Source organism: Paenibacillus algorifonticola (assembly GCF_050481745.1).
GTDB classification, from domain to species: Bacteria; Bacillota; Bacilli; order Paenibacillales; family Paenibacillaceae; genus Pristimantibacillus; species Pristimantibacillus algorifonticola_A.
Map to the genome: position 1 here is coordinate 547538 of NZ_JBCNGR010000008.1, position 26602 is coordinate 574139.

At 47.6% G+C, this 26602-nt stretch carries 25 protein-coding genes; 4 read left to right on the top strand and 21 right to left on the bottom strand.

Annotation, left to right across the window (positions count from 1 at the left end):
- Positions 1-9: 9 nt before the first annotated feature.
- The 8 genes from ABEW34_RS10005 to ABEW34_RS10040 all read right to left on the bottom strand — a co-directional run bounded on the left by ABEW34_RS10005 (position 10) and on the right by ABEW34_RS10040 (position 9105).
- On the bottom strand, positions 10-1695 hold the full coding sequence (locus ABEW34_RS10005; RefSeq protein ID WP_430157729.1) for an ABC transporter substrate-binding protein: 1686 nt from the start codon (positions 1693-1695) through the stop codon (positions 10-12).
- 216 nt (positions 1696-1911) lie between these two features.
- Entirely contained in the window at positions 1912-3408 is a 1497-nt protein-coding gene (locus ABEW34_RS10010; protein WP_430157731.1) for a monooxygenase, read from the bottom strand.
- 30 nt (positions 3409-3438) lie between these two features.
- Positions 3439-3945 (bottom strand): MarR family transcriptional regulator, encoded by a 507-nt coding sequence (locus tag ABEW34_RS10015; RefSeq protein WP_430157732.1) that lies wholly within the window; start codon positions 3943-3945, stop codon positions 3439-3441.
- Between the two features lie 99 nt (positions 3946-4044).
- A complete protein-coding gene (locus tag ABEW34_RS10020; RefSeq protein ID WP_430157734.1) occupies positions 4045-4605 on the bottom strand; it encodes a nitroreductase family protein in 561 nt (186 codons plus the stop codon).
- A gap of 366 nt (positions 4606-4971) precedes the next feature.
- On the bottom strand, positions 4972-5955 hold the full coding sequence (locus ABEW34_RS10025; protein WP_430157735.1) for a glycoside hydrolase family 43 protein: 984 nt from the start codon (positions 5953-5955) through the stop codon (positions 4972-4974).
- Between the two features lie 22 nt (positions 5956-5977).
- On the bottom strand, positions 5978-6778 hold the full coding sequence (locus ABEW34_RS10030) for a carbohydrate ABC transporter permease (protein ID WP_430157738.1): 801 nt from the start codon (positions 6776-6778) through the stop codon (positions 5978-5980).
- A gap of 41 nt (positions 6779-6819) precedes the next feature.
- Positions 6820-7677 (bottom strand): carbohydrate ABC transporter permease, encoded by an 858-nt coding sequence (locus ABEW34_RS10035; protein ID WP_430157740.1) that lies wholly within the window; start codon positions 7675-7677, stop codon positions 6820-6822.
- 81 nt (positions 7678-7758) lie between these two features.
- The gene (locus ABEW34_RS10040; RefSeq protein WP_430157741.1) at positions 7759-9105 is read right to left on the bottom strand and encodes an ABC transporter substrate-binding protein; all 1347 of its coding nucleotides are present in this window, start codon (positions 9103-9105) and stop codon (positions 7759-7761) included.
- Between the two features lie 190 nt (positions 9106-9295).
- On the opposite strand from ABEW34_RS10040, the gene ABEW34_RS10045 reads away from it, so the two are divergent.
- Positions 9296-10378 (top strand): GntR family transcriptional regulator, encoded by a 1083-nt coding sequence (locus ABEW34_RS10045; protein ID WP_430157743.1) that lies wholly within the window; start codon positions 9296-9298, stop codon positions 10376-10378.
- Positions 10379-10472: 94 nt separating this feature from the next.
- Here ABEW34_RS10045 and ABEW34_RS10050 read toward each other — a convergent pair whose 3' ends face one another.
- From ABEW34_RS10050 to ABEW34_RS10060, 3 genes are all read right to left on the bottom strand, one after another.
- Positions 10473-11537 (bottom strand): LLM class flavin-dependent oxidoreductase, encoded by a 1065-nt coding sequence (locus ABEW34_RS10050; RefSeq protein WP_430157745.1) that lies wholly within the window; start codon positions 11535-11537, stop codon positions 10473-10475.
- A 175-nt stretch (positions 11538-11712) separates the two neighbouring features.
- The gene (locus ABEW34_RS10055; protein ID WP_430157748.1) at positions 11713-12849 is read right to left on the bottom strand and encodes an SMP-30/gluconolactonase/LRE family protein; all 1137 of its coding nucleotides are present in this window, start codon (positions 12847-12849) and stop codon (positions 11713-11715) included.
- Between the two features lie 42 nt (positions 12850-12891).
- Entirely contained in the window at positions 12892-13671 is a 780-nt protein-coding gene (locus ABEW34_RS10060; protein ID WP_430157751.1) for an SDR family NAD(P)-dependent oxidoreductase, read from the bottom strand.
- Positions 13672-14026: 355 nt separating this feature from the next.
- Here ABEW34_RS10060 and ABEW34_RS10065 point away from each other — a divergent pair, with 355 nt between their 5' ends.
- Positions 14027-14692 carry a TetR/AcrR family transcriptional regulator gene (locus tag ABEW34_RS10065; RefSeq protein WP_430157753.1) on the top strand — a complete coding sequence of 222 codons (666 nt, stop codon included), beginning with the start codon at positions 14027-14029 and terminating at the stop codon, positions 14690-14692.
- Between the two features lie 115 nt (positions 14693-14807).
- Here the strand turns inward: ABEW34_RS10065 and ABEW34_RS10070 are convergent, their stop codons facing one another.
- The 7 genes from ABEW34_RS10070 to ABEW34_RS10100 all read right to left on the bottom strand — a co-directional run bounded on the left by ABEW34_RS10070 (position 14808) and on the right by ABEW34_RS10100 (position 22382).
- On the bottom strand, positions 14808-16874 hold the full coding sequence (locus ABEW34_RS10070; protein ID WP_430157756.1) for an ABC transporter substrate-binding protein: 2067 nt from the start codon (positions 16872-16874) through the stop codon (positions 14808-14810).
- Between the two features lie 146 nt (positions 16875-17020).
- Positions 17021-18022, bottom strand: a complete 1002-nt coding sequence (locus ABEW34_RS10075; RefSeq protein WP_430157759.1) for an ABC transporter substrate-binding protein — start codon at positions 18020-18022, stop codon at positions 17021-17023.
- A 129-nt stretch (positions 18023-18151) separates the two neighbouring features.
- Positions 18152-18979: a helix-turn-helix domain-containing protein gene (locus ABEW34_RS10080; protein ID WP_430157762.1), complete on the bottom strand. Its 828-nt coding sequence runs from the start codon at positions 18977-18979 to the stop codon at positions 18152-18154.
- A gap of 146 nt (positions 18980-19125) precedes the next feature.
- The gene (locus ABEW34_RS10085; RefSeq protein ID WP_430157765.1) at positions 19126-19965 is read right to left on the bottom strand and encodes a DNA alkylation repair protein; all 840 of its coding nucleotides are present in this window, start codon (positions 19963-19965) and stop codon (positions 19126-19128) included.
- Positions 19966-20133: 168 nt separating this feature from the next.
- Positions 20134-20817 carry a Crp/Fnr family transcriptional regulator gene (locus tag ABEW34_RS10090; protein WP_430158566.1) on the bottom strand — a complete coding sequence of 228 codons (684 nt, stop codon included), beginning with the start codon at positions 20815-20817 and terminating at the stop codon, positions 20134-20136.
- 7 nt (positions 20818-20824) lie between these two features.
- Positions 20825-21355 (bottom strand): PadR family transcriptional regulator, encoded by a 531-nt coding sequence (locus ABEW34_RS10095; RefSeq protein WP_056030046.1) that lies wholly within the window; start codon positions 21353-21355, stop codon positions 20825-20827.
- 151 nt (positions 21356-21506) lie between these two features.
- Positions 21507-22382, bottom strand: a complete 876-nt coding sequence (locus tag ABEW34_RS10100) for an RNA polymerase sigma-70 factor (protein ID WP_430157768.1) — start codon at positions 22380-22382, stop codon at positions 21507-21509.
- A gap of 236 nt (positions 22383-22618) precedes the next feature.
- Between ABEW34_RS10100 and ABEW34_RS10105 the strand changes: the two genes are divergently transcribed.
- Positions 22619-22939, top strand: coding sequence for an ArsR/SmtB family transcription factor (locus ABEW34_RS10105; RefSeq protein WP_056030054.1), 321 nt, complete (start codon positions 22619-22621; stop codon positions 22937-22939).
- 94 nt (positions 22940-23033) lie between these two features.
- Positions 23034-24113, top strand: a complete 1080-nt coding sequence (locus ABEW34_RS10110; RefSeq protein WP_430157771.1) for a saccharopine dehydrogenase NADP-binding domain-containing protein — start codon at positions 23034-23036, stop codon at positions 24111-24113.
- A gap of 1 nt (position 24114) precedes the next feature.
- On the opposite strand, the gene ABEW34_RS10115 is transcribed toward ABEW34_RS10110, so the two are convergent.
- The 3 genes from ABEW34_RS10115 to ABEW34_RS10125 all read right to left on the bottom strand — a co-directional run bounded on the left by ABEW34_RS10115 (position 24115) and on the right by ABEW34_RS10125 (position 26570).
- Positions 24115-24771, bottom strand: a complete 657-nt coding sequence (locus ABEW34_RS10115; RefSeq protein ID WP_430157774.1) for a M48 family metallopeptidase — start codon at positions 24769-24771, stop codon at positions 24115-24117.
- A 3-nt stretch (positions 24772-24774) separates the two neighbouring features.
- On the bottom strand, positions 24775-25251 hold the full coding sequence (locus ABEW34_RS10120; RefSeq protein WP_430157777.1) for a GNAT family N-acetyltransferase: 477 nt from the start codon (positions 25249-25251) through the stop codon (positions 24775-24777).
- A 158-nt stretch (positions 25252-25409) separates the two neighbouring features.
- Entirely contained in the window at positions 25410-26570 is a 1161-nt protein-coding gene (locus tag ABEW34_RS10125; protein ID WP_430157779.1) for a hypothetical protein, read from the bottom strand.
- Positions 26571-26602 lie beyond the last annotated feature (32 nt).

Below are 26602 nucleotides of genomic sequence, written 5' to 3' on the forward strand. Positions count from 1 at the left end.
GTAAGCCCGTTATTGTTTGTCAGCTAATTTGTAAGAAATGCTGCCACCTATAGCGCCAAGATTAACTCCGGTTACCTTCGGTTTAATTAAAATGGCGTTGCCCTTCTGATACACAGGGAAAATAACCGCTTGCTCCAGCACTTTCGCTTCCAGCTGCTTTAACGCTTCCCACCGCTGCGCAGGCTGGCTGGCCAGATCGCCTCTGCTCACCCGATCCGCGAGCTCATCATAGGCTTTATCGCTCCATTTGCCAAAATTGTTCGGATTGTCCGTCGTCCACATCGCTAGATAGGTCATCGGATCGTTATAATCTGGCCCCCATCTGGTCAGGCCCACTTCATATTCGCCGTTGTACATCAGCTCGACGCGATTTTTCTTCGGCTGGGACTTGAGCGCAAAGGTTACGCCGGGCAGCGTCGTTTCGATTTCCGATTGAATGTACTGCGATACGAGCGTCGCCGATTCCGTATCCTCGAACAGCAGCTCCAGCTCAATGGCATCAATGCCAAGCTCGGCTTTCGCTTTTTCCCAGTATTTCAGTGCTTCTTCTTTATTGCCCGATGGATAGCTGCCTGCCGTTTCCCTAAAGTCCTTTCCATCAGGTCCGGTCGCCAGAAACTGCGGAACGGCAAAGTCTGCTACGATGGAGCCATCCTTCAATATTTCATCGACGACCGCTGTTTTGTCATAAGCAAGCGAGAGCGCTTTGCGCAAATTGACATTTTCAAGACCGGGAACCTTCTGATTCGGTGACAAATACCATAAGAAGCCTGTCAGCACGCTATGGTATTCAGGACTTTGCTGATAGCTTGCAATTTGTTCGCCAGAGAGGGCGACATAATCGATGTCTCCATTTTCGTAGGCAAGGACAGATTGCTGGGTATCTTTAATAATTTTATAGTTTAGACCATCCAGCTTTACGCTGTCTGCGTCGTAGTAGTCGTTATTTTTCTCCAAGTAAAAGGTTGTACCGCCGACCTCCCAGGTTTTCAGCTTGAACGGGCCATTCGCCAGCAGCGCTTCTGGAGTCAATGCGTATTCTGTGCCTTTCTCCTTCAAGAAGGCTTCATTTATAGGAAAGAATGAAGGAAAGGCGATTACAGAGTTAAAGAAAGGGATCGGGCGTTCAAGCTCCACCGTCAGCGTCTTGTCATCAACAGCCTTTACGCCAAGCTCATCGAAGCTTTTCTCGCCGGCGATGATGGCATCGGCATTTTTCAAACCGGCTACCCCTGCGATGAAGCTGTATTCACTAGCCGTTTCCGGATTAACAAGGCGCTTCCATGCAAATTCAAAATCATGCGCTGTGACTGGAGTGCCATTGGACCACTTCGCATCTCGCAGCGTAAACGTATAATGGAGGCCATCCTCGCTCAAATCTACCTTTTCAGCTAAAGCCAGCTGAGGCACGCGATCCTCATCAATCGTATACAAGCCTTCTGTTGTAGCGGCAATTACTTCGAAGGACAGCCCGTCTGTCGCAATGGCCGAATCCATGGATGCAAGCTCCACATCTTTTCCCAAATTAAGCACCTTCAGCGCTTCAGGACTTGCTGCTGGCGCCACGCTCTCTGATGGGGTACTAGAGCTTTCAGCTGAAGCTGGCGTCGTACCCGAGCCCTGCTTTGCGCTTGTGCAGCCTGCTAATAATAAAAGGACCGAGAATAGGGCGATTGTTATCTTTACTTTTTTCAACAAGGTTTCCTCCCCAAATGCTAGAAATAAAAAGGAATCTCATTCCATGTAAAATTCAGGATGTTTCAACCTTTTTATGCATTATACAAGTCGATTTTTTTAAAGTCAACTATTCTTATCGGAATTATAAAATTAATTGATATAACGATAGAAAAATCAAATAACCCCTATCTCGGCAGCGAGAAAGGGGAACTAGACTAGCCATTCAACGATTACTTAACCAAGCTCACACCAGCGGGCAAGTCCTGCATTGACCGCCTCCAGCGGCGCCGCTTCTGCACAGTCAATCGCCCACGCAATATAGCCATCTGGGCGAATCAATGCCGTATGGACATTTTCCCAATCGGCAGCCGTTTCTGCTATAGAAGCTTGCACGCCTTCCACATGCCCATATTTCTCCCAATCGACTAGCTCGCCAAATTGGGGATCACCAGCAAGGTGAAGCAATACATAGGAGCCAGCATGCATGAGCTTATAGGATTTCAGAAGAGAGCCGCTCGCCAGCCTCAACGTAAGCTCCGAGAACCGGCGTCCATTCAGGGCATGCGGCGGAGAGTGCGGGTCAGGCGCATAGCCCACATTAAAGGCTGAAATTTGGTCAGACAGCAACGCATTGGCTTCGGGAATTTGCAGAAGGGATGACATTAGCTTTCTTAACTCCATTATGCCCGGAAGCTGTCTAATCAGTAGAGCCTGCGCTTCGGTATTGCGGAGCAGCGCCGTGCTGACAGGGTAACGTTCCTCATGATAGCTATCCAAAAGCCAGTCCGGGGCCCAGCCATTCAGCTTGGCAGCCAGCTTCCAGCCCAAATTCACAGCCTCCTGCAAACCGACATTCATCCCCTGCCCTCCTGCTGGGAGATGAATATGCGCCGCATCTCCGGCCAGGAAAATCCGTTTTTTGCTAAAATGCTCAGCCTGGCGAGTTGCATTGCCGAATCGCGAGAGCCACTGCGCTTCTCGAATACCAAAATCTTGTCCATAAACACGCAGCATGCTGGACTTCAGTTCATCCAGTGTTACGGGTTCATCCTTAGCAATCGCCATCCGCTCAGGATCGAACACAATAACCCGGTGAATGTGCCTAGTCACGGGTACAATCATGATGCCGCCCTGCTCCGTAAATTGCGATACGGTTTTGCCTGGCTCAAGATCGGGCAGTTTGACGTCTCCAAGCATACCGGTAAAAGTAGCATCCGTTCCTAGAAATGCGATCCCCAATTGTTTGCGGACAAGGCTCCCGCCGCCATCAGCGCCCACAGCGTATTCGGCAGTCAGCCTATATTCCCCTTCCGCTCCTATCGCCGTCACTTCAACACCTTCGTCGTGCTGGCGGATCGATTTCACTTCCGTTTCCCGGAAAATAGCTACCCCTAGCACTTTTGCCCGTTCCTCCAGCAGCTTCTCGGTTTCACTTTGCGCCAAAAATAATGTATAGTTCGAGGCTGAATCCAAAATCGAAAAATCCAACGGCGTTGGGAGGCCGGCAAAATGCCCTCTTGGTATCGGCCTCCCCCTCTCCAGCAGTTCCGGCGTCATGCCTCGCATATCTAAAATCTCCAATGTGCGAGGATGAATGGTTAATGCCCGGGAATAAGGCGTTGTTTCCTTCAAACGCTCCAGCAAGCACACTTTTACATTAGCTAATGCCAGTTCAGAGGCTACCATCAAGCCGACCGGTCCACCTCCTACCACAATTACGCCATAATGCATCTTTCGTCACACCTTTCCATCGATTATTCATCATGTTTGCTCCGTTATCTTTGCAATGCTTTGCTCATAAAAACCGATCAAATCGAGCAGTAACCGTTTGACTACTTCAAGCTCGGCCTCGTTATAGGCATGCAATATCCCCATAAATTGCGCTTGTACCTTGTCATGTATCTCTTCATGAATGGCATACAGCTGCTTGCCCGGCGAAGTCAGACGAAAAAAAACTTCCTTTTTGTTGTCATTTAATTGTGTTCTACGTACCCAGCCGTTTTTGAGAAGACGATTCGTCACCTTGGAGATATTCCCTTTGCTCAGTGCCATTTTATCAGCAATTGCCGTCAAATTAAGCGGCTCATGCTGTCCGATGCAGGCTACCACATGAATCTCCGTCATATTAAGCGGCGTATCGAATTCAATGCTTTTGCGCAGCTCCTGTAAAAACAAGCTGCCTTCCTCCTGCTCAAACTGCTCCTGCTGATGCAGAAGCTTTATCAGCATTTCATAAACATATTGCTTGTTCATTTGATGTTTTTCCATGCTTAACCCATCCTTTTTATCTTCACTCCTTTCAGTATAACTCATAAATTGTTTCAAATGAAACAATTTGGCCAATAAAAAATGTCCCGCAGCAGCAGATTACAGAACGGTTAGTTTCTTTTCAGCAGGCGTCCGGGTCTTTGCTTTCGGAATTTTATCATAATAGCCCATATGCAGTATACCGACTATTCGCTCTCCCGGCTTGACGCCTAACCCTTCACAAAATATAGGAGAATGGATACATTCAAGCGTCGACCAAACCATCCCAATCCCTTGCTCCCAAGCGAGTAGTTGAAAATTTTGAATAAGGCAGCTGACAGCAGCAAAATCCTCCTCCTGCTTATGTGCATCTTTGTCTGCTTTCATCACAACAATTAAAAAGGCCGGGGTTTTGCTGTAATGCTGCGACATCATTTGCTTCATCTTTCCTGGCATCAGCTTAAGGCGCTTCAGATGGGACATTGATTCCATCATGAGATCGACCAGCCTGGCTTTGGCCTCCATACGTTCGGCTGCAATAAAGCGCCAAGGCTCCCGTAATCCATGATTAGGTGCCCACACAGCATCATTTAACAATTGGAGAAGCAGCTCCGTCGCAATCGGTTTATCGTTAAACTGCCGAATGCTCCGCCTTTCACGAATCGTAACTGCAATGCTCATTGACATGCCCCTCCTTTTATTTTTCAATCCAAAATTTTTGTTTCAAAGGAAACAATCCAGCTATAGCAAGAGAATTTAATTCCGAAACCTCGTGCAAATTGTTTCCCTTGAAACAATTTAATCACAACTATCTGCCATTCGTCAATGAAGCGTTGAAAATAGTAGCTGCACCAAAACCTATCGCTCCATTCCGCAATCAAAAAAACAAGAAGTGTCTTCAAACCGCTTAAACACTAAACGAGGGATAGATAGCGCGGTCCCAGCCGTTCTAGGCGGATGAGCCCGTTTTTCCCTATCATCGTTTATGAATCGCCCTGTTTGAAGACACTCCCTAGCTAACTTCATTTTTTGATCATGACAGAGGCATTAGGAAGGATCGTCAGCTGCTGGTTCACCGAATACCGGATTCCCATCCTCATCCCAGTCGATTTTTTTTATTCTGGCATGGCGATTGGGGTCATACAGCGGATTGCCCACGATCTCCTTATAACTGCGTCCATGATAGACAAGCACATCCTCAAGCCCATCCTCCGTAACCGTAAAGCAGCTATGCCCTGGCCCGTATTGCCCTGTCCGCTCGCTCGTCTGAAACACCGGCTGTGGCGATTTGCTCCAAGCAGCCGCATCAAGCGGATCACAATCCGCATCTGCTGTCAGAAGTCCCATGCAATAATGATGATCCGTTGCGCTTGCGGAGTAGGTGATAAACAGCTTGCCGTTGCGCGCTAGCACCGCAGGCCCTTCGTTTACCTTGAAGCCTATGATTTCCCATGGAAGCTCCGGCTTCGTCAGAAGCACCTGCTCGCCGCGCAGCGTCCACGGATTTTCCAGCTCTGAAATGTACAAATTGGAATTGCCGGCAATATGCGGCGCTTTCTGCGCCCAAACCAGATACTGCTTGCCTTTATGAGAGAAGCTGGTCGCATCAAGCGCGAACGTGTCCCAGGCGGTATGGATTTGTCCCTTCTCCGTCCAATTGCCTTCCAGCGGATTGGACGAAGCATTTTCAAGGACAAACATGCGATGGTTGAATAAGCCGTCAACGATTTCCTCGGAAGGCGCCGCCGCGAAATAGATATACCATTTTTCTTCAATAAAATGAATTTCCGGTGCCCAGATTAAAGCGCTCATTGGCCCCATGCCCGGCTTCGTCCATACAACGACTGGCGTACTTTCGGCAAGCTCCGTCAGCCCCTTTGCCCTGCGCAGCTCAATTCGGTCGAATTCAGGCACGGATGCTGTAAAATAATAATATCCGTCCGAATGCCGGTAAATCCACGGGTCCGCTCTTTGTTCGATAAAGGGATTAGGAAAAAGCTGTTTACTTACTGGATTAGCTGCATCTTTCATCGTTGTGAGCCTCATTTCGTCGTTAGCCTTTTACCGCGCCCGCCGTTACGCCGCCAATAATATAGCGCTGAGCGAATCCGTAGAAGATCATAATAGGAATCATGGACAGGATAATAGCTGCGAATGCCATATTCACCTGGGACGTATATTCGCCGAAAAACTGGAATTGCACGAGCGGCAGCGTGGAAACCGCTTTTTTCTGCACAAGCACCATAGAAACTACAAAATCGTTCCACGCCCCCAGGGCGCTAAGTACGATGATCGTCATGTTAATAGGCTTTAGCAGCGGAAAAATAATACTAAAAAACGTACGATACCTTGAAGCTCCGTCCAGCAAAGCCGACTCTTCCAGCTCCCTCGGAACCGTCTTAATAAAGCCGACATAAAGGAAGCAAAAATAACCGATTTGCACGCCCGTAAGCGAGGTGATGAGCCCCGGCAGCGTATTCAAAATATGAAGGTCCGCCCAGGTTTTGTACAGCGGAAACATCAGCACCTGAAACGGCAGCATAATGCTCGACATAAATAAATAATAGAAAAACGTATAAAAGCGGTTATTGTTTCGGGCAATGACGTAGGCTCCCATGGAGCAGACGAGAATCGTCAGAGCAACCGTCGCCGACGTTGTCACCACACTGTTGCGCAGCGCAAGGAAAAAGTTGGAGGCTTCAATAGCATCCGCATAATTGCTCCATGAAATGTGCTTGGGAAAGCTGAGCGGACTTTCGGCCGTCTCTATCGGTGTCTTAATGGAATAGACGATTGCGATATAGAAGGGGAACAAGAACAGCAGGCCAATGGCATAAAGGATAGCAATGCGCATTCGTTCCACCCACTTAGACTGTTTGGTAGCTCGCGATGTGTTCAATATTCCACCTCTCTTCTGCGGAAATAGCCGGTAACGAGAACGGTAATAAAGAGAATGAACGCGAAAAGCACAATGGCAGACATCTGCCCGTAGCCTGCCTTGAAATAAGGGAATTCGTAATTGTACACATACATAGCCATCGTCTGGGAAGACGTTCCTGGACCACCTTTTGTCGCAACCATCGAATAATCAAATTGCCTCAAGCCTGTACCGAGCCACAAAGGAATGCAATACGTAAAGGCAGGCATCAGCAAGGGGATCGTAATGCTGCGGAACTGCTGTATGATGCCAGCGCCATCAATGCGGGCCGATTCATACATGTCTTTGGGAATGGTTTGCAGGCCCGCATAATAGATGACCATCGCCAGACCAACCTCTTTCCAGACAGCAATGATGACAATGCCCAGCATGGCAGTTGAAGGATTGCCAAGCAGACCGCTATCGGTGTGGAATAAAATCGGATAAATATCACTGTAAATATAGCGCCAAATAATGGAGGCCAACACAAGGCTGATGACCATCGGCATAAAAATGAACGTCTTTAGCAGGTTGACCCCTTTGAATTTGGTATTAAGCGCCACGGCTAGCAATAGGCCCAATACGTTCACGAGAAGCGTCGTGGAAAAAGCGAAAAACAACGTATTTTTAATCGGCTCGATCGCATCGGTGTCGCTGAACAGCAGCTTGAGATTGCGCAAGCCAACATAGTCATAGGTTGGGCTGATGCCATCCCAATTGGTGAACGCAATGTTCAGCCCGCGGAAAAAGGGGAAAATGACAACTAAAGAAAAAAATAAAAGAGCCGGAATCAGGAACGTAAAGGTTACGAGGTTGTTTTTGTATAGTCTCTTCATCCACTCACCGCCAAATCTTTATTAAGAATGTAGAGCTTTTCGGCGCCCCTATGCGATTCAAGCGCCGAAAAGCTAGAGCTGTTAATTCATTTTATTGATTTTTGCAAAGCCATCGTCCAGTTTCTTAATCGTCTCATCCACATTGCGCTCGGCAGGGTCGGTCACGAGGAAGAAGGTCATCACTTTTTGCCATGTATCGTCATATTGGCCGTACCAAAGCGGTTTCACCTGATTGTTGACAATTTTTCCGGATTGGAAAACGGCTTGGAACTCAGCCGAGATCGGATCCTGCTGCGCCGGTTTAATATCTTTAGATATGGTGCTGATTGTCTGTACGCCATCCGCCCAAATTTGCGCTCCCTCATCGGAGGCCATAAAATCAAAGAATTTTTTTGCCATCTCGACATTCGCCGACTTGGCCCCGATCATCCATGTATCATCCGTGGAATACGTCATGTAGTTGTCTTCTGGATTATCAGTCGCCGGGTACATAAACACTCCGAAATTGCCGCTCGGATTGTAACTGCGAATGCTGCCAATCGCAAAGCTGCCCATAATATCCATCGCGGCTTTGCCTTGTGCAAAATATTGCAAGGAACGGTCATAATCAATATCCTTGGCGTCGCTGTTCGCATAGGCGCTAAGCTGGTTTACCCGCTGCAGGAAGTCCTTATAGCCAGCAACGTCCGAGAAGCTTTTTTCACCAGCTATAATTTTGCTCGCATAATCAGGGTTGTTCACAAGCAGCGTCCCCCACATGTCCGGCCACATAAAGCTCATGTAGGAAGCTCCATCCTTCCATGAGGCTGCAAATGGCGTAATGCCTTTGGATTGCAGCGTCTCCGCAGCCTTCAGCAGCTCCGAATAGGTTTTCGGCACCTCAACGCCTGCCTCTTTAAATAAATCCTTGTTGTAAATGACGGCATTCGTCATCAGGTCAATCGGCAAACCGTAAACCTTGCCTTCATACGTAACATTTGGAATATAGGCTGGGTCGACCCTTTTTACAAAAGCCTCATTCGTGACGTCCAGAAAGGCTCCGGCCTTCGTCATGTCAACCATGCCTGCAGGGCGTCCAAATATAATGTCAGGCGTATCTCCTGCGCTGACTTTCAGCTTAATGTTATCGTTGTATTTATCTACTGGCATAACCGAGATATCGAAGCTTACGTTTGGATTCAGCTCAGTGAATTTGTCTGTCAGCTTCTTGAAGGTATCGACCTTCGGCTTCTCAACCATGTAGTGAACGACGCTCAGCGTAACTTTCTCGCCTGCGTCTGTTTTGGCAGGAGCGGATGCCTGCTCCGATGGAGATGCACCTGTCTGGGAGGAACCCTCATTGCCATTGCTCGCACTTCCGCAACCAGATAACATCGTTACTGCCAAAAACAAGGTGCTTGCCATTGATATTGCTTTCGCTTTTCTCATTTTGTTGACCTCCGCTTTAGTTATGGATGGGTATTTCGAATTGTAACCGCTTTCTATTTGGATTATAGAATAAAAAATAGCGATATTATATATCCAATTGGTTATAAAAATCACTTAATTATATTTTTTATTTTAAGTCCCTCTATTTTGATGATATATTATAATTATCATTCCTTTTGAGGTGGCGCCAATGGTTAAAATGCCTTTATACAAACAAATACAAAGCTATTACAGAGAGCGGATTCTAACAGGCGAATTGCGCTACAAGGACAGAGTGCCTTCCGAGCAAGAAATTATGGAGGAATTCCGGGTCAGCAAAATTACGGTGAAAAATGCATTGATCTCTCTGGCGGAAGAAGGATTGATCACCCGTATTCAAGGGAAGGGCACCTTCGTCGCTCAAGTGAACGATGAGGCTCTCAGCGTGAAATCGGAGCTGCAAAGCGGTTCGCCTGCTGAAGGCATGAATAACATTATTGGGTTTATCATTCCTACCTTGAAGACGAAGGTCATTCAGAAGCTGGTAGATTATGTAGAGCTTCATGCGAAGGAAGCGGGGTACCAGACGATTTTGCATATTACGAGGGAATCGTCTGTGGAAGAGTCAAAGGCGATTAACAAATTGACTGAGATTGGGGTAAAGGGAATTATCGTTTTCCCAACCGAGGACGAGAAATACAACGAATCGCTGCTGCGATTATCGCTCGATAAGTTTCCCTTTGTATTTATTGACCGTTACCTGCGCAACATTGATACTTATCAAATTATTTCAGATAATGAAGCCGGGTCCTACGAGACGATCAATTATTTATTAAGCAAAGGACATCAGAATATTGCTTTAATCTCGCCTGACAATACGAATACAGCGATTGAAGACCGTACGCTGGGTTTCGAGAAGGCGTATATCGATAAACGTATATCCATCGACAAAACACTATGGTGCCATGTTCCGCTCGATATTTTACGCACAGATCGGGCCGAGCCATACGTAACGGCCTTCCTAAGCCTTCATCCCGAGGTAAGCGCCATCTATGCTTTGTCCGCTGAAACAGCGCAAATTGCCTATCAATCGCTTGGGAAGCTTGACCGCAGGGAAACCGAAATCGTCTCCTTCGATAATCCCGACCTTCCGGGCATTTCCTATGTCAGCCAGAACGAAAATCTGCTTGCCCAAGCAGCTGTCACCTTGCTGAAATCGCAAATAGAGGGAGAATATTTGCCGCAGCAAACCGTTATTGAGGTAGAGCTTATTTTGTGCGAACAGCTCCCCTAAAATTAGAAAATCCCATTTCAAACAGCATGAAGCCAAGAGGAATTTCCCCTTGGCTTCATCATTAAAGATAAAACGTTGCAGTATTGCCTGACTATCAGACCTTCTGGTACGAGAATAACGGTTTGCCCTCCCATACCTTGCTCGGAATTTCCCGCTTCAATACCGGAATGACATCAGCGGCAAAACGCTCCATCTGCTCGCGCTGCTCCGCCTCCGTCAGCCCATCCACGCTTATGCTCAGCACCTCGTGCCCAAACGCTTGATGATAATCCAAAATCTTCTCAATCACATGCTCCGCACTTCCGACAAGGGCTGGCCCATTCGCAATATTATCCTCCAAATCTTTGAACGGCGATTGATTATGCTTCGCAGAATCCGTCGACTGAAAGGCGTTATAATAGGGGCGGTAGCGCCGAATCGCCTCTTCCTTCGTGTCCGCCAAATATAAGCTGCCTGCCCCCGAGCCAACGACCGCATCCTTCGGATCATGCCCGTAAAACGCCCAGCGCTCGCGGTAATGATCAATCAGCGCCTTATATTTCGCCTGTGGATGAAAGCTGTTGGAGGAAAAAATCGGCTCACCGTATTTAGCCGCCAGCTCCGTCGATAGCGGGCTTGATGCGCTGCCATGCCAGATCGGAATGCGCGCTTGGAAGGGGCGCGGCTGCGTCGTCACCTTGTCAAGCGGAGTACGGTAGCGGCCTTCCCAGCTTACCTCTTCCTCGGTCCATAGCCGATTAAGCAGAGCATACCGCTCCGCCATCGATTCCCACTGCTCCTCTTCCGTAATGCCAAACAGCGGATAATGCCGCGGATCATTGCCCTTGCCAATAATGAGCTCCAGCCGCCCGCCGGACAGATGGTCCAGCGTCGCATAGTCCTCGGCTACGCGCACCGGATCAAGCACGCTTAATACGGTAACTGTCGTAAGCAGACGAATGTGCGACGTTCTGGCGGCAATTGCGGTGAGAATGACCGGCGGCGACGAGGACAAAAATGGCGCGCCATGCCGCTCCCCCACTCCATAAGCGTCAAAGCCAAGCTTTTCTGCCAGCACCGCCTGATTTAGCACATTTTGAAATTTTTGCTGCGTGGTGAGCGCCTCTCCAGTGACGGCATTGGGAATATTCATCAGCAAGCTGAATAAAGCAAATTTCATGCTTGTGGCTCCTCTCAGGATAAAAGGTCAATATACTACTATTCACATGATTATAATATGAATTAAGTTAAATTCACCTTATCACCTGTTTCCTGCTGCCGTCTAATAGAGATTATTGATTTTCTAATTTAAATATCCGATCCGCAACAAGCTACAATTGGTGAATACGACCAGCCTATGAGGACAAAGGTACGCGGTATACACCCTCGCTGCCTCCAGGCGCTGTTCCGATATATAAATAGCCGTTATGATTGACCGCTGTCGTTATGCCATAAAGCGTGCCCTCCGGGTCATGCCAGCTCTCGAGCAGCTCTCCTTGCGGGCTGTACTTGGCAATAAGCCCATGCTTCACCGGCGCGCTGGCACCATTCAGCAGCGCTTGCGGCACTTTAGCCATCAGCCCAGCCAGCCACGGGCTGTTGTGCATTTGATCAACAAATGCCAAGCGGCTCGTGAAAATGCCGACCCAGAAGTTTCCTTGCGCATCCCGCGTTACATTATCCGGGAAGCCAGCCATATTTTCAGCAAAAATATCTGCCGTCCCCTGCTTCTCCCCTGAAAGCCAATAGCGGGTCATCTGATAGCGATACGACTCTGCCACCAGCACATACTCCTCATCTGCCGACAACGCAATTCCGTTGGCAAAATAAAGTCCTTCCAGCAGCACTGACGTTTGCTTCGTCGCCGGATCATATTTGAGCAGCCGTCCATGCGGTTTATTTTCTGCCATTTCCTTGAAGGTCACCTTGCCATAATTCGACGTATCGGAAAAATAAACCGTGCCATCCTTCGCGATATCGAGCTCATTGGCTAAATAAATCGGCTCTCCGTCCACTGAATCGGCAAGCACCTCTATGCTCCCTGTCTGCGATACCGAAAGCAAGCCTTTCTGAACATCGGTCACTATAAGATTCCCGTTAGCATCAAACATCATGCCATTGGGTGTTCCTTGCGTATCTGCAAACACTTCTGCCTGCCCGGGATTGCCCTGCGCATCGAACGGAACCTTATAGATTTTACCGTCGGAATCGCCTGTATAGAGCTGTCCCTCCTTATCAAAGGTAATAAACTCTGGAAAATGCGGGGCAGCCGTAACCAGTTGGGCGGAGCTGAGCTTGTCGTTCTGCTGCCACGGCCCTTCCGCCTCGAAAGCAGGCGCGGTTGGCGCGATCCATTTTACCGGGTCGACTGGGGATGGTATTGCAACAAAAACCAGCGCTCCTGCCACGAGCAGCCCTACTAGGGATAAGGCCACCCGGCTGATGATTTTTCTTTTAGCGGAAGCTTTCGTTTTTTTCACTGTAGTTGTCATTTAAATAACTCCTCTAAGTTGATGTAATAGCGAATGGGATGGTTAGCGAGGCTTGAGCATGCCGCCTACGATCCGTAGAGACTGCTTGCGCGTTACGAACCGCGACAGTTGTGCTCCGAGATAATTTTGCATACCCGGTACAAAATACGACTTGCCTTGCGCCAGCTTGCGCAGCGCCTCCTTGACGATTCTTTCCGGTGTATCTTTTTTTCCGACGGAAGCTGATTCCGTACCTACGACCTTAAAGAAATCCGTATCGGTCGAGCCGGGACAGAAGGCAAAAAATTTCACGCCGCGGTTGCGATTTTCCCACGATAGAGCATCCGTGAACGATAAGACAAAAGCTTTCGTCGCCCCGTAGACGGCCATATAAGGAAGCGGCTGAAAGCCAGCAGTGGAAGATACATTAATGACGGTACCCGAATTTCTGCGCAGCATGCTTGGCAAAAACAGATGGGTCAGGCTCACTACCGCCGCAACATTGAGCATGATTTCCTCATGCTGGCGCTCACCTGATACTTGCTCGAACAAACCATGCGTAGCAAAGCCTGCATTATTAATAAGCAGCTCAATATCCAGCTTCAGCTGCTGGCATTGCTGATACAGCTCGCTCGGCGCACTTTCCTTGGACAGATCCAGCGCAATGACTTTTGCTTGTATGCCGTGTTTTTTGCTAAGCTCGGTGGCGAGGCTGTTCAGCTTGCTCTCCGACCGCGCTACAAGCACCAAATGGCTGCCTTTCTCCGCCAATTGTCTGGCGAACTGCTCTCCTATACCTGATGATGCCCCCGTAACAAGTGTCCATTTTCCTTGAATATTCATATAACGTCCTCCTATTGATATACAATGTAATTTTAAAGAAACACTGTTACCAAACCTTTAAAAATAAGCACCATTACCGTGGGTTAGCCAAGTGAGCTTTCGTTTGGTAACAGTGTTTCTTTATAGAACCATAGTAATTCAGTCTGTTCATGCTGTCAATGCTTTTTTTATCAATCAAAAAAATTCCTCTACAGCCGGTTTCTAAGCTGCTCGGTCAACCTTCCACCATACCCCGCTTCCAGCCTGCTGTTAGTTCGCATTGACAAGCCCACGTCGTCTGTATAGAATTTGGGTAAGCAATTTGGAAACTCTGTTTCTGATTAAAAACAGCTCGATCGAGACGAAGGTGATAAAAATGAGTGAACAGGATCGTTCCCTTAATACGAATAAACGCGAGCTGAAAACCTACCAGGAAGCACGGCTGCAAAATACCGAAAATCTCCGCAAGCTTGTCGTAGATGCTGCGGCTACTATTTTGCAGGAGGAAGGCCCTGAGGCGGTTACCGTTCGTAAAGTTTCACAGAAAATGGGCTGCTCCACCAAAATCATATACAGCTTGTTTGTGAATAAAGAGGGTCTAGCCCAGCAGCTGTACCTCGATGGCTGCAAAATAATGGCTCGCGAGTTTGAAGCAACGCCTGCACTAGCCGACCCGAGAGCGCATTTGCTCGCTTTAGGCGAAACCTATTGGCAGTTTGCCCAGCGCTACACCAGCTACTACAAGCTTATGTTTGGCGGAGCATTCGGCGATTTCAAGCCGGATGAGGAAAGCATGCAGGGCACCGTGACGGCTATGCGGCAATTAATCCATGTCATCGGCAGCGCCCAGCAGCAGGGTCTCCTATCAGCGGCGGCACCGACGGATACGATAGAAATTGTCCGCCTCGTCTGGGGAGCTCTCCATGGTGTCATCCATCTGCAAATGGGCGGGCATTTTGGCGATGTTCCCTCCGCCCACGCCACTTATCAGCAAACGATCTCCCTATTAGCGAGCACCTTGTTCGCTAAACAGGAAGGCTAAAATCGCACCCTGCCACTTAGTTGTTAGTCAAACTTCTAGATGAATTATCAGACGTCCATATCCCAGCGTGAAAAAGCCGCCAATCCTCTAAACAGGACTGGCGGCTTTCTACCGATTATTTTTGATTCGCCGTCATGACGTTGACGATTTTCTCCAGTTGAAGCTCCAGGGAATACGGATCTTCCATAACGAACTCATCGTCTTTTTCACCAGATGAGCCGTAAGCATACACTTGGCCTTTCTTCACAGCAGGAAGCTGCTTCCACAGCTGGCTGTTCAATATTTCTTCGTTGCCTTCATCATCTGCCCCGTATAAAAAGATATGATCGCCCGTATACTCAGACAGAACTTCCAATGAAATACTTGCAAAGCCCTCCTTCATATCTTTCGCCTGCTGCGTTGGCGACAGCTCCAGCATTTGATAAATGGTTGAGCTGCCATAATTGCCGCCCTCAGCCGCCATTACATATAGCGCATTGTATCCGAATTGGACGATGGATACCGTTTCGCCTTCTTTGACGATTCCGGCTATTTTCGCTTTGGCTTCTTCAACCTTTGCAACATATTCCGTAATCCACTGCTCAGCTTCCTGCTCTTTGCCGAAGATCGTGCTTACTTTGCGGAATTTATCCAGCGGTCCCGCTGTCTTCAGCCCTTCCCAATAAGGCAAAAACACCGTCGTTCCAACCTTCTCATATTGCTCAATATTTTCATCAATAGAGCCAATGATGAGATCCGGCTCCAAATACGTCAGCTTCTCCAAATTCAGCGGAAAATCCCCCAGATCCTCTATGCCATCCAGAACGTCCTGTGAAATACCGGATTCGCTAATCCAAGCCTCATTCAACATATAGCTTCTAACTCCAACTGGAACAATGCCGAGCTTTAACAGATGGCCCATATATTGATCGGCCGCAACTCGCTGCGGATTGGCAGGCACCTCTACGTCACCTTTAGGCGTAGCTACGATTCGGGTCGCGGCTTGTGGCTCCGTTTGCTGAGCCGCAGGCGATGTCTCCGCATTCGCAGCACCAGCCGACTGGTTAGTCCCAGACCCCGAGGGGCTGACACTCGTATTTGCCGCTCCCCCGCATGCGCTTACGAGCAAGGTAAAACACATCACTAAAACCATAACTGCTATTTTCGTTCTTCTTTGCATCAATAACTCTCTCCCTGTCCAATAATGAAAATGATTTTCAGTATCATTATAAGGATAAAAAGGAGGCTGCAGAACGGCAATTCCTTGCATCGATAAGGGCAAATCCCGACCTTTCCCTTCCATGCCATATTTCTCTCTATACCGAGCTGGAGAAATCCCCTTATACTTTTTGAAGCTGCGGCTTAAAGAATGGGCATCCGGGAAGCCTACGTTTTCGGCAATTTCCTGCAAGGTGGCATCCGTCCGCAGCAGCAGCTGAGTCGTTCGCTGGGTGCGGATCAGGCCTAAGTAATGCATAGGGCTGCTGCCTGTTTTATTTTTGAACAATCTCGATAGATGCCCTTCACTGCATTCCAATGCTGCAGCAATTGTTTCCAGCGTGAGCGGATTATTGTAATGCTCATGAATATAGCGAACGGCTAGTGCTGCCAAGTCCGGCCGAATCGGGTCCATTTCCTGCTGATGCCATTGCCAGAGCAGCTCATGGACAAACTGGTAAAAGCCCGCCTTCACCTGCAGCCTGCCCAGCCCCGTCTCCTGCCTCCACTCCTCATACAGACGCTCGACTTTATCGAACAAAGCAAGCGGAGCGCTGGGCTCAAACGCATATTGAAAATGGAAAGGATTATCCTTCTCTATCCGCTTCGCTATATCCTGTGCGCCCGGCAGCGCAAGCGTCGGCTTGTACAAAATCATATAATATTCCAGCTCGTCCTCTGCTAAAATAGTCAAGCTCATGCCTTTGCCGCCATGAAAAATATGAAATCGCTTGGCCATATGCATTTGGCGGTCCAGCCAGATTTTCGCGCTTCCGCGCACCGTATACATAAACGCACTAGCAGGCAGCCGATAAGAGGAAAGCTCTTCCCCTTTGTCCATTGCCGAATAGCGAATATCAATTATTTTAATGAAAACATGGTTCCATAACCGTAGATGTTCATTTAATTGCATACTGCCGCTCCACTCCCCTATTGCAAGCTCAACCGAACGATTAAATTTTACTCCATTATAATTGATAATCATTCTTAGTGGCAACCAATTCAGGATGATTGAGTGAGCAGTAGCCAGTATAAAAAATGTTATGCAGGCGGCGACCTGCCACAATAAAAAACGCTCTGCTCTGAATGATAAGAGCAGAACGTTTTATTTTCAACATAGCCGTCTTATGGTCACTTGCTCGATGTGGTCGCCAGCAAAGCGTTCGTAATGACATCCAGCTGCGTATTCAAGGAATAAAGATCGGTGTAATAAAACAAGCCAAAATCCGCTGCAATAACATGTCCAGCCTTCACCGCAGCCAAGCTGCTCCAAACGGCATGCTCAGACAGGTCGTCCATTCCCTCCCATGAGGAGCGCAGCACATAATCACCCATAAATTGTGGCAGCACTTCCATGGATACCATTTCGCTTTCTACCGTTTTTGTCTTATCGATCTTCTGCTGAATAATCTCCGGCGCTTTCATGCCTAAATAATCATAGACGATTTGCGAGCCCCGACCATACTCCTTGCTTTCAATGACCAGCATTTCTTTATTGCCGCCTTCGACAATCGTAATCGTCTTGTCCAGCAAGCCCGCTGTGCGAAGCTTTTCTTTGCTTTCTTCTACTTTGCTCTGGAAGCTGTCCAGCAGCCCCTGCGCTTCCTTCTCCTTGCCGAATACTTCGCCAAGCTTCTTAATCCGCTCCTCTGTCGAGATTTGATCAGCTGGAATAAGCACGGTCGGCGCAATATCCTTGAGCATCCTATAATTATCCTCGGAATTGGCAATAATCAGATCCGGATCAAGCACCATAACCGCCTCCGGGTTCGCTTCATTCCAGTGGCCCAGCGATTCCACACCTTCCAATTGCTCAGAGAAGGCTGCTCCATCATAAACCTCAGAAATACCGATTGGCTTAATGCCAAGAGCAACCGCATCACCAAGCATATACAGCACAACGATCCGTTTCGGCTCCGCTGGCACGACAACATCTCCTGTTACCGTGGAAATTGTCCTTGTACTCGCTTCACCAGCCGTATCGGCATTGGCCGCAGAAGTTGCTGTTACGTTCGTTGTAGTCTGGGATGTGTTTGAACCCGCATTGGTTCCTCCCGCTGAGCAAGCGCTAAGCAGCAGCGTCAAGCTGAGCAGCACGCTCAATATTAGTGCTGAATTTTTATTTCGTTTCATATTTGTAAACCCTCCGCCATAATATTGATAATGATTATCACCACCATCCATACTATAACGTTGCTGTTCGTACGATCCAATGGACAATTTGGTACTGTCGAATGGACTATCTTCCTTTATGCCGCTGCCTCACTCCTTGGCCTGATAATGCGCTGGCGATAGGCCCGTCTGCTTCTTAAATAAACGGCTGAAATAATATTCATCCGCATAACCGACATACGCCGCGATATCCCGAAGTGTGGCCCCCGTCTCCAGCAGCAGCTTTTTCGCTTCCTTAATGCGAATTTGAATAAGATAGTCAATCGGGCTTGCGCCCGTCTGCTTCTTGAACCTCATCGACAGATAACGCGGACTGTAATTAAAGCGATTGGCAAGCTCATCCAGCGAGATGCCCTCCTGATAATGCTCGTGCAGAAAACGTATTGCCTGAGTCACAAGATCCGGCTTGCTGACGGCCGCCTCCGTTGTTTTCAGCTGGCCCAGCACCTCGTGCACAAATTGGTAGAACAGCCCCTTAATTTGCACGCTGCCGAGACTTCCTTCATTCTTCAGCGTCTGATTCATCGTTGACATCAGCACGAGCATGGCCAGCGGCTCATCGGGCTCAAACCCATATTGCATTTCAAAAGGGCATCGGCGCTCCAGCAGCTGGCGAATTTCCCTCCAGCCAGAGAAAGCAAGCTTTGCCCGATAATACAGCAAATAAAATTCAAACTCTTCCTGGGCCTCGATTTCCAGCCGCATGCCCTTTGCGCCATGCAGCAAATAAAAACGCCGCGATTTATGAAATTGGCCGTCCAAATGCAAGCTCGCTGTCCCTTTTACCCCATACAAAAAACCGCTAGCAGGAAAACGATAGTCACTCAGCCGTTCGCCAGCATTCACGACAATATGTCGAATATCAAATATTTTCACCGCTGTATGATTCCATACGGCTATATGCTCACCCAGCTTCACCCTGCTTCTCCCCTACTGTAGCCAAACCACTTTTCCACCATTATAAATGATAAACCTTCTCAATAAAAGTTAAAAAGAAGAGCATGTGCCCCTGCGCATGCTCTTCATCAATACGATTCACCCGCTTCCTGTTGCGGGAGCTGTTATTATAGGCTCAGCAGGTTTCGTGTTGCCCTTGTTACAATCCGCTTCGTTTGCTTCGACTCGGACTGCTCCTGCCAGCGCCTGCAAACCTGAAGCACCCAATCCGGATTCGTTTTGCCAGCATCATTCAACCAGTTGCTTACCGAATCCTGCACATATTTTGCCGGGTCGGAGCAAACAGCCTCCAATAGCGGCAAAGCAGGTGCAGGATCTTCCTTTAAAGCTGCAATATGCTTGGCCCATACGCCTACCGGGCGCGTCGCTTCAATAGCGAACCGCCGAATATGGGGATCAGCATCCGTTACCCAGCCCTTGAAACAAGCCAATGCTGCGCTTAATTCGCGAATAATGGGCTCTCTGACGGCCATCCAAGCGATTTCGCGCACGCCAAAATGAGGGTCTGCTGCATATGGACGGATGCCTGCCAATTTCTGCTCCAAGCTCAATTGGGCATCGAGCCCGATGATGTAAGCGGCCCAGCAGCGGACACTGTCTGAGCGGTGGCCCGCCAGTGCCTCGCAGAGGCTAGATCGCTCCGCAGCATCTTTGCCTTCAAACCATGCCAGCCATTCTCCAGCTATGGCCGGAATGACCTTCATGATTTTACGCTCGCTGAATGCGTTCATCCGCAGCAGCATGGGCTCAGCATCCTGTCCAAGGCTCAGCTCACCTGTTACGGCATGCAGCAGCAATTTATGGTCAACGGCCAGCCATTCGGTCAAATTGGCACTTTCAAGCTTGCCCTCATTCAGCAGACTGGCAACCTTAGGCGGAATATCATCTATTTTTCGAGCTCCTTTACGGTGCAAAATAACATCCGGTATCCGCATATCGTTATCCATGAAACTCTCCCTTTCCTTTTTGAAAATAGCAGCATGCCAGCACGCATCGTCGGGTAGTAGCCGATAATGCCTTCAAAGCAAGCTGCTATTTATAAAATACGCGAAAAGGGAACGTAAAAGCTGTAAGGCAGCTTACAGCTTTTGTTTTGTTTAGTTTTGTTTCTGCAGCTAAGTTGCCAGACGCTCCAGAAGCTTGCCTTGATGAATGCAAATCGTTCTAAAGCCGGTGCTAATCAACCCTTCTTTAACGAGCTCTTGCAGAGCGATCGTCACGGATTCCCGGCTAGCCCCGACGAGATGGGCAATTTCCTGATGCGAGAGCGGAAAGTTAATTTTATCGAATTCGCCCGCGCTAGTAAGGCCGAAGTCCTTGCCGAGCCGCATAAGCGCATGCAAAATTTTATCATGCAGGTTCCCGAGCGCCAAATGCTGCGTCAACTGGCTCATGCCATTCAAGCGTTCGCTTAATACTTGAAGCAGTGACAGCATAAACCGGGGCCGATGAAGCAGAAAACTTTCAAATCGCTTTGGGTCCATTAAGCAAATATGGCTGTCTTCGGCCGCTTCAATGTAATGGTTCCGCGTTCCAAACGAAATCATCGCCATTTCCCCAAATACATTGCCTTCACTCAAAATATCCGAAGTGAACTGCTTGCCCTCCGCGCTAAGCTGATACAAGCGCACCTTGCCCTTTTTCACAAAATAAAGTCCTTCGGCAAAGGATGCCGGCGTCTGAATAAATGTATTTTTCGGAAAAGGCGTAATGACGGTCAGCTCCTCCATCTCGATTAAATCTTCCATCGACAAGGAATGAAGCAGATTAAATTGCGACAAATATTGAATTTTATCCACGATGGGCCTATTCGCTTCGCACATAAACGAGCAGCTTCTGCAGCCAAGCGACGTCGCTCTGGATCAAATGGTAGGCATGGTCCGTCAGCAGCTCAAGCGGCTGCTGCTTGTCCTGCGGAATTTGCAGCGTATCCAGATCGGTTTCCTCAATCAGCCTGAGTTTAGCCTGGCGCTTGTCAATCGCTTCCTCAATCAAATAAGCCAGCTTGTGTTTATCGATCTTGTCCAAATAAAAAAGCGTAGCATATAAAGCCGTTATGCTCGTGACGTTCTGATAAGCGGCATAAATTTCGGTTTCCAGCGCTTTGAGGCCTTTATCTGTAATGCCGTAAGTCGTCTTTTCTGGACGATTATCCGATTGGACGACCTCAAGCTTTTGAATAAGCCCTTTTTTTTGCAGCACATCAAATTGGTAATACAGCGTTCCATCGTTTATGGGAATCGTATTGCCGAGCGACTTAAGCAACCGTTTTTTTATATCATACGGATGGCTTTCCGCTTCACTCAACGTTCCAAGAATAAAAATTTGCAAGGTCATTGCATCGCCTCCATCACTAGCTTAAAGGGCTGGCAAGCTGCTAATCCGCCTGCCAACCCTTTTATTTTACATGAATTGCGGCTGCGCTGCAGTCGTATTTTCCTCGGTCGTTGTTTTAACCCCTTTAAATTGGTGAATCTTTATTTGTTTGCTATAAGGCCTGCTGATTCAATCGCTCCAGCTTATCCGGATTGCGGATAATATAAATATTTTGCAGCAGCTTGTTTTTCATATGGAGGAATATGGCGGAGGTTATGCGCTCATGCTGCCTGAACAGGATGGCGGTCTGGCCGTTCAACTTCGTGATTTCGATGTTGAAGCGCTCGTCCTCTCCTTCGCCTGCCTTGCGAATGATGCCCATCAGGAATCGGGCCACATGATCGCTCGTCTGGATAGGACGTATAGCGGCGCTCACCTTGCCTCCTCCATCGGATAACAGCATGGCATCTTCAGCGAGCATAGACAGCACCGTATCGACCTTCCCCTCGGACAAAGCTGCGAGAAATTGCTGCGCCCACTCGTCGCTAACGGCGCCTGCCCCCGCAAGCTCCTGCTCCGAAACGCCCATTTTTCCCCGGGCGCGGCTTAGCAGCTTGCGGCAGTTCATTTCACTTTTGCCCGTAATTTCCGCTATGGCGGCGTAATCGAACGAGAGCGCTTCTCTGAGCACAAATACCGCCCGCTCGGCTTGCGATAGACGCTCTAACAATGCAAGCATCGCATAAGACAGCAGCTCACCGCGAACGACGGCTTCAAATCCATCATCCGCGTTCATTTGCAGCGGCTCGGGCAGCCATGGCCCGATATACTGCTCCCGGCGTTTGCGCGCAGATTTGAGCAGGTCATAGCAATGATTCGTCATCATTTTGCATAAATACGCCTTTGGCTCCTGCAGCCGCGCCGGGTCCACTCGCTGAAGCTTGATGAATACGTCCTGAACTGCGTCCTCCGCGTCACATACCGAACCCGTTAGCTGATAAGCCAGCTGGAATAAAAGATTTTTGTACCGTTCATAAAGCTCCGTCACTTCGCACGCCCCATCTATGCTTACCAGCATTTCTTGTATCGATCATATCAAGCACACCATTTGGCGTCCACACGCATTATTAAGCATACACCTGGTCTCCTGTAAATCATTTTGCCCATATAACGAGTAGAAGCTGGTTTTTGTGACATTTTGTGTGGATTTGAATTTTTGTGTGAAATGAATTATACTTGGCGATATGTTTAAACAATTAAACCATATAGCAGAGGAGTGGAGCCATGAGCGAATTTATCGGCAATCAGAAAGCGATTCACATTTTTGAAAGCTTAAGCCCGTATTTTCAAGGCTTGGGGGACCCTGTTCGCCAGCAAATTATATCGCTGCTAATCGATAAAGACAGTATGAATGTAACGCAAATTGCTGAGCATATTCCGATGTCGCGGCCTACCGTTTCCCATCATCTGAAAATATTGCGTCAGGCAGGGCTGCTTACCGTTCAGAAAAAAGGAACCGAAATGTATTATCGGCTTGAAATCAATGATGCGATTGCGCTTATGAAACAGCTTGTCCAATTCGTAGAAGAGGAATGCCAATGCTAGTGCCAATATTAGGCTAGCTTGCTGCCATTCCTTTTTCAAACGGCTATAGGTTGAATAACTTAAACATATAAACATTTAATCGGAGGTTCATTTTATGAATAGAAACAAGGTTCTTATCGTTGGGGGATATGGAGAAGTTGGCAGGCAGATCGCCCACATTTTACTTGATCGGCATGCGGATTTGGAAATTATTTTGGGAGGAAGGTCGCCGGGGAAAGCCGCAGCCTTTGAGTCTGAACGGGTACATATTGCGGTTGTAGATACGAATGCGGAAGATCCGCTGCAGCATGCAGGCGAGCATATCTCGCTCATTATTAGCGCTGTCAACGATTTGCAGGATAAGCTGCTTCTAGCTGCCGTGAGAAGAAAAATCCCGTTTATCGACGTGACGCGCTGGACGGAGCTATTCGAGCAGGCTTCTGCTAAATTGAGAAAGGTGGAGCTCCATGCTCCTGTCGTGCTGTCTTCAGGCTGGATGGCAGGAACGGCCTCTCTATTCGCTATGCTGCATGCCGATTCGCTTGACAACGTAGCTGTCGATATCCATGCCCTCTACTCCCTGCGGGATAAAGCAGGCCCAGATTCTACCGCATACATGGATCGCATGAGCATCCCCTTTCATATTACGGAAGCGGGGAGAAACCGACTTGTCCATCCGATGACCGATCCGGTGAAGGTCCAGTTTCCCAATGGCTATAAGGCAAAATGCTATCGGCTTGACACCCCTGATCATGTGACACTGCTTAAGGCAAGCCATATTCACACAGCCAGCTTCCGCATCTCCTTCGACAGTAAAGCATCCACCTCTCTGCTTGTGGGACTCGTTAACAGCGGCATATGGAAGATGATCAGCGGAAAAAGGTTCCGTTCGTTCAGACAACGCCTGCTCTACAATCCAGGTACCGGCAGCGCCCATCATGTGCTTATTCACCTAAAGGGACAAGACCCTAATGGACACCCTGTTGAACGGCGAATCGCCATTTCGGACCCTCTTGGCCAGACTCACCTTACCGCTTTGGGAGCTGCTGTCCAAGCCGAGAAATTGCTGTTGATGCCTGAAAATGAACCGCTCGCCCCTGGCGTTTATTATCCAGAGGACCTGCCGGATTCGCGGATGGACAAGGCTGCGATTATGGGCTTTTTCAAGCAATATGGCGTGCTTGTCTCCTACTAGATTAGAGCGTCATGAAGCTTCCGTATCTGGCCAAATACTGTTCCTTTTCTTTATAATCCGGCATAATGCTGCCAACCCGCCGCCAGAAAGAACGATCATGATTCATATGCAGCAGATGGCAAAGCTCATGGATAATGACGTAATCAATAACTTCAATCGGCGCCATCGCCAGACGATAGTTGAAGGTCAGATGCTTCGTTGCGCTGCAGCTTCCCCACTTCGTCGTGGACTCTACGATTTCAACCGTTTTGGGCTTTACCTTCAGCTGCGCCTGATAAAGAGGCAGACGTTCGCCAATTATTTTTTTGCAGCTTGAAAAATAAAACTTTTTGAGGTTTTTTCGCAGCTCCTCCTCAGTTAAACTGTTTGTCTCGATTAATTCATGCAGCAAATGCTCTTTGCCAAGGTAAAGAAATTTTTCTTTATCTTGGTATTGCTTCGTTTGGGGCGCTTTATTAGCCTCCGCAAGATGCCGCGTCTGCTCTAAAATCCATTTCCCATGCCGCTCGACAGCCCGTTTAATGATTTCTTCGCTTGCCGCTTTCGGCGCTTTAACCGTGATGAAGCCTGAAGGCTCGATCTGAATGGAGATTTTCTTTTCCCGATTGCCATATTGAACATGAAACGATATCGTATGATTTTCAAATTCAATGTTCATCGGCTAGTTATAGGTCATCCAGGCTGTCGTGCCGAGTACTTCAAAATCTTGCTTGAACCAGAAGTTGCGCGATTTATCCAGCGTGTACACATACATTCTCTTTTTCGGATATTTCGCTTTAAGCCAGCTGATAAAGGAAGCCGCATGGCCTTTGCCTTCATATTCCTTCAGCACATCGAGCGCTTCTATAAAAACAAAATCTTTTTTATTTTTAATATCGATATAAAAATCTTTTTCCAAATATTTTTCATCATCGCTAAAATAATCTTTTTCGGCTTTTTCGATCAGCTGCTTGCCGCTTGCATATTCCCAGATGACGCCGTATCCGACCATCGTCTCGTCTGCTTCAATTACATAAATGTTTTCCGGCAGCTCCGCTTGGTCCTTCTGGCTCAATTCGCTTGCATGATAGGTCGTCGTAATCTCGCCTAGTGTGTTCTGCATTTCTTTATCAAATGGTTTCGCTATAATGCTAGACATGATTTTGATCTCCTTTTTTTGCTTCAAAGCTTAGATGATTAGTCGCTCTGATTCGTGACTGTTATCATACCATACTCGGTGTATTGAAAAAATAAAAAAGACACGGAGAGCCCTTTCCGTGTCTTTTAGGAAACAAATTTCCACTAGCTGAATGATTTCTATTTCAATTTATATTTAGCTATTTTATTTGCTTTTTTCAAGTGAGAAAATAAGGTATTGTCATTGTAATAAATGATCTCAGCATCAGTATCATTTAGTACGAACTCTTGAAGTACAGATAATTTTTTCTGATCAAGAACATATTGAGCTGTTCTAAGATTTAATAATATATTATCGTCTCCTGTCATTTCTGCTAGTGGATATATCGGAATTTCAGTATTCAAATTACTAAATGTCTGCTTTGCTACAAGTCCCTTTGTATTATACAATGAGACCGTTTTATTTAAGTAAACCATGTAATTGTCTCCGGCTGCAACGATCTCTGAATTTCCTGGAATATCACGTCCCCACAACACCTTGCCTTTTGATGAAAGGGCTATGAGACGATTGCCTGTTTTGTTCAAATTAGCCCTAAAAATAATATTTCCATTAGATAACAGCAGAGAATGGCTTAGATCTGTATAAGAGCCTTGCGGAAAGTTATAACGAAAAACTCTGTTCATCGAAGAATTGTAGATATCCGCTTTAAAATCTGTAAAGGATGCCGAATGATTTTCAACTATAATTAAAGTATCTGATACTTTTGCAACAGTCCCTTTAATTAATTTTTTAAACAATTGCTTACCTTCCTTATTATATCCATACACCGTACTTGTTTCCTCTCCAGCTTTAGATGAAGTAGAAACGACATGCAGCAATGTGCCATCTGACATTAAGTGCATTTTTCCTTGATCTGGAAGTCGAATCATCCAATTCTCTTTGCCGCTTGCATGAATTGAAAAGAGAACATTTTCCCATTCAAAGTAGGCGTACACCGTTCCATTGGGAGCGTATAAAAAAGAATTATCTGTATTAAAATAACCAATGCCTGCTTTATAAAAATGATACGTCCATTTAATTTTCCCTGTGTCTAAATCAACAGCCTTCAGAGTATCATAAGGCCATGCTTTGGTATAAACTTTTTCATCCTGCATATGCATATAAACTGTTTTTTTATTGGGCAACACATGAATGTCATTCTTTACTTCCAGATAATCGGAGCCAGTCCCTTGTGTCCATTGAGGTGTAGGCAGCTTGCTCCACTTTTCTGCCGAAACGCTTGCACTGAATGATAAGAATAATAGGCAAGAAACTAACAGAACAGCAATTGATTGTTTCATGGAAAACGCAACCTTTCGATCATCAATAGTTG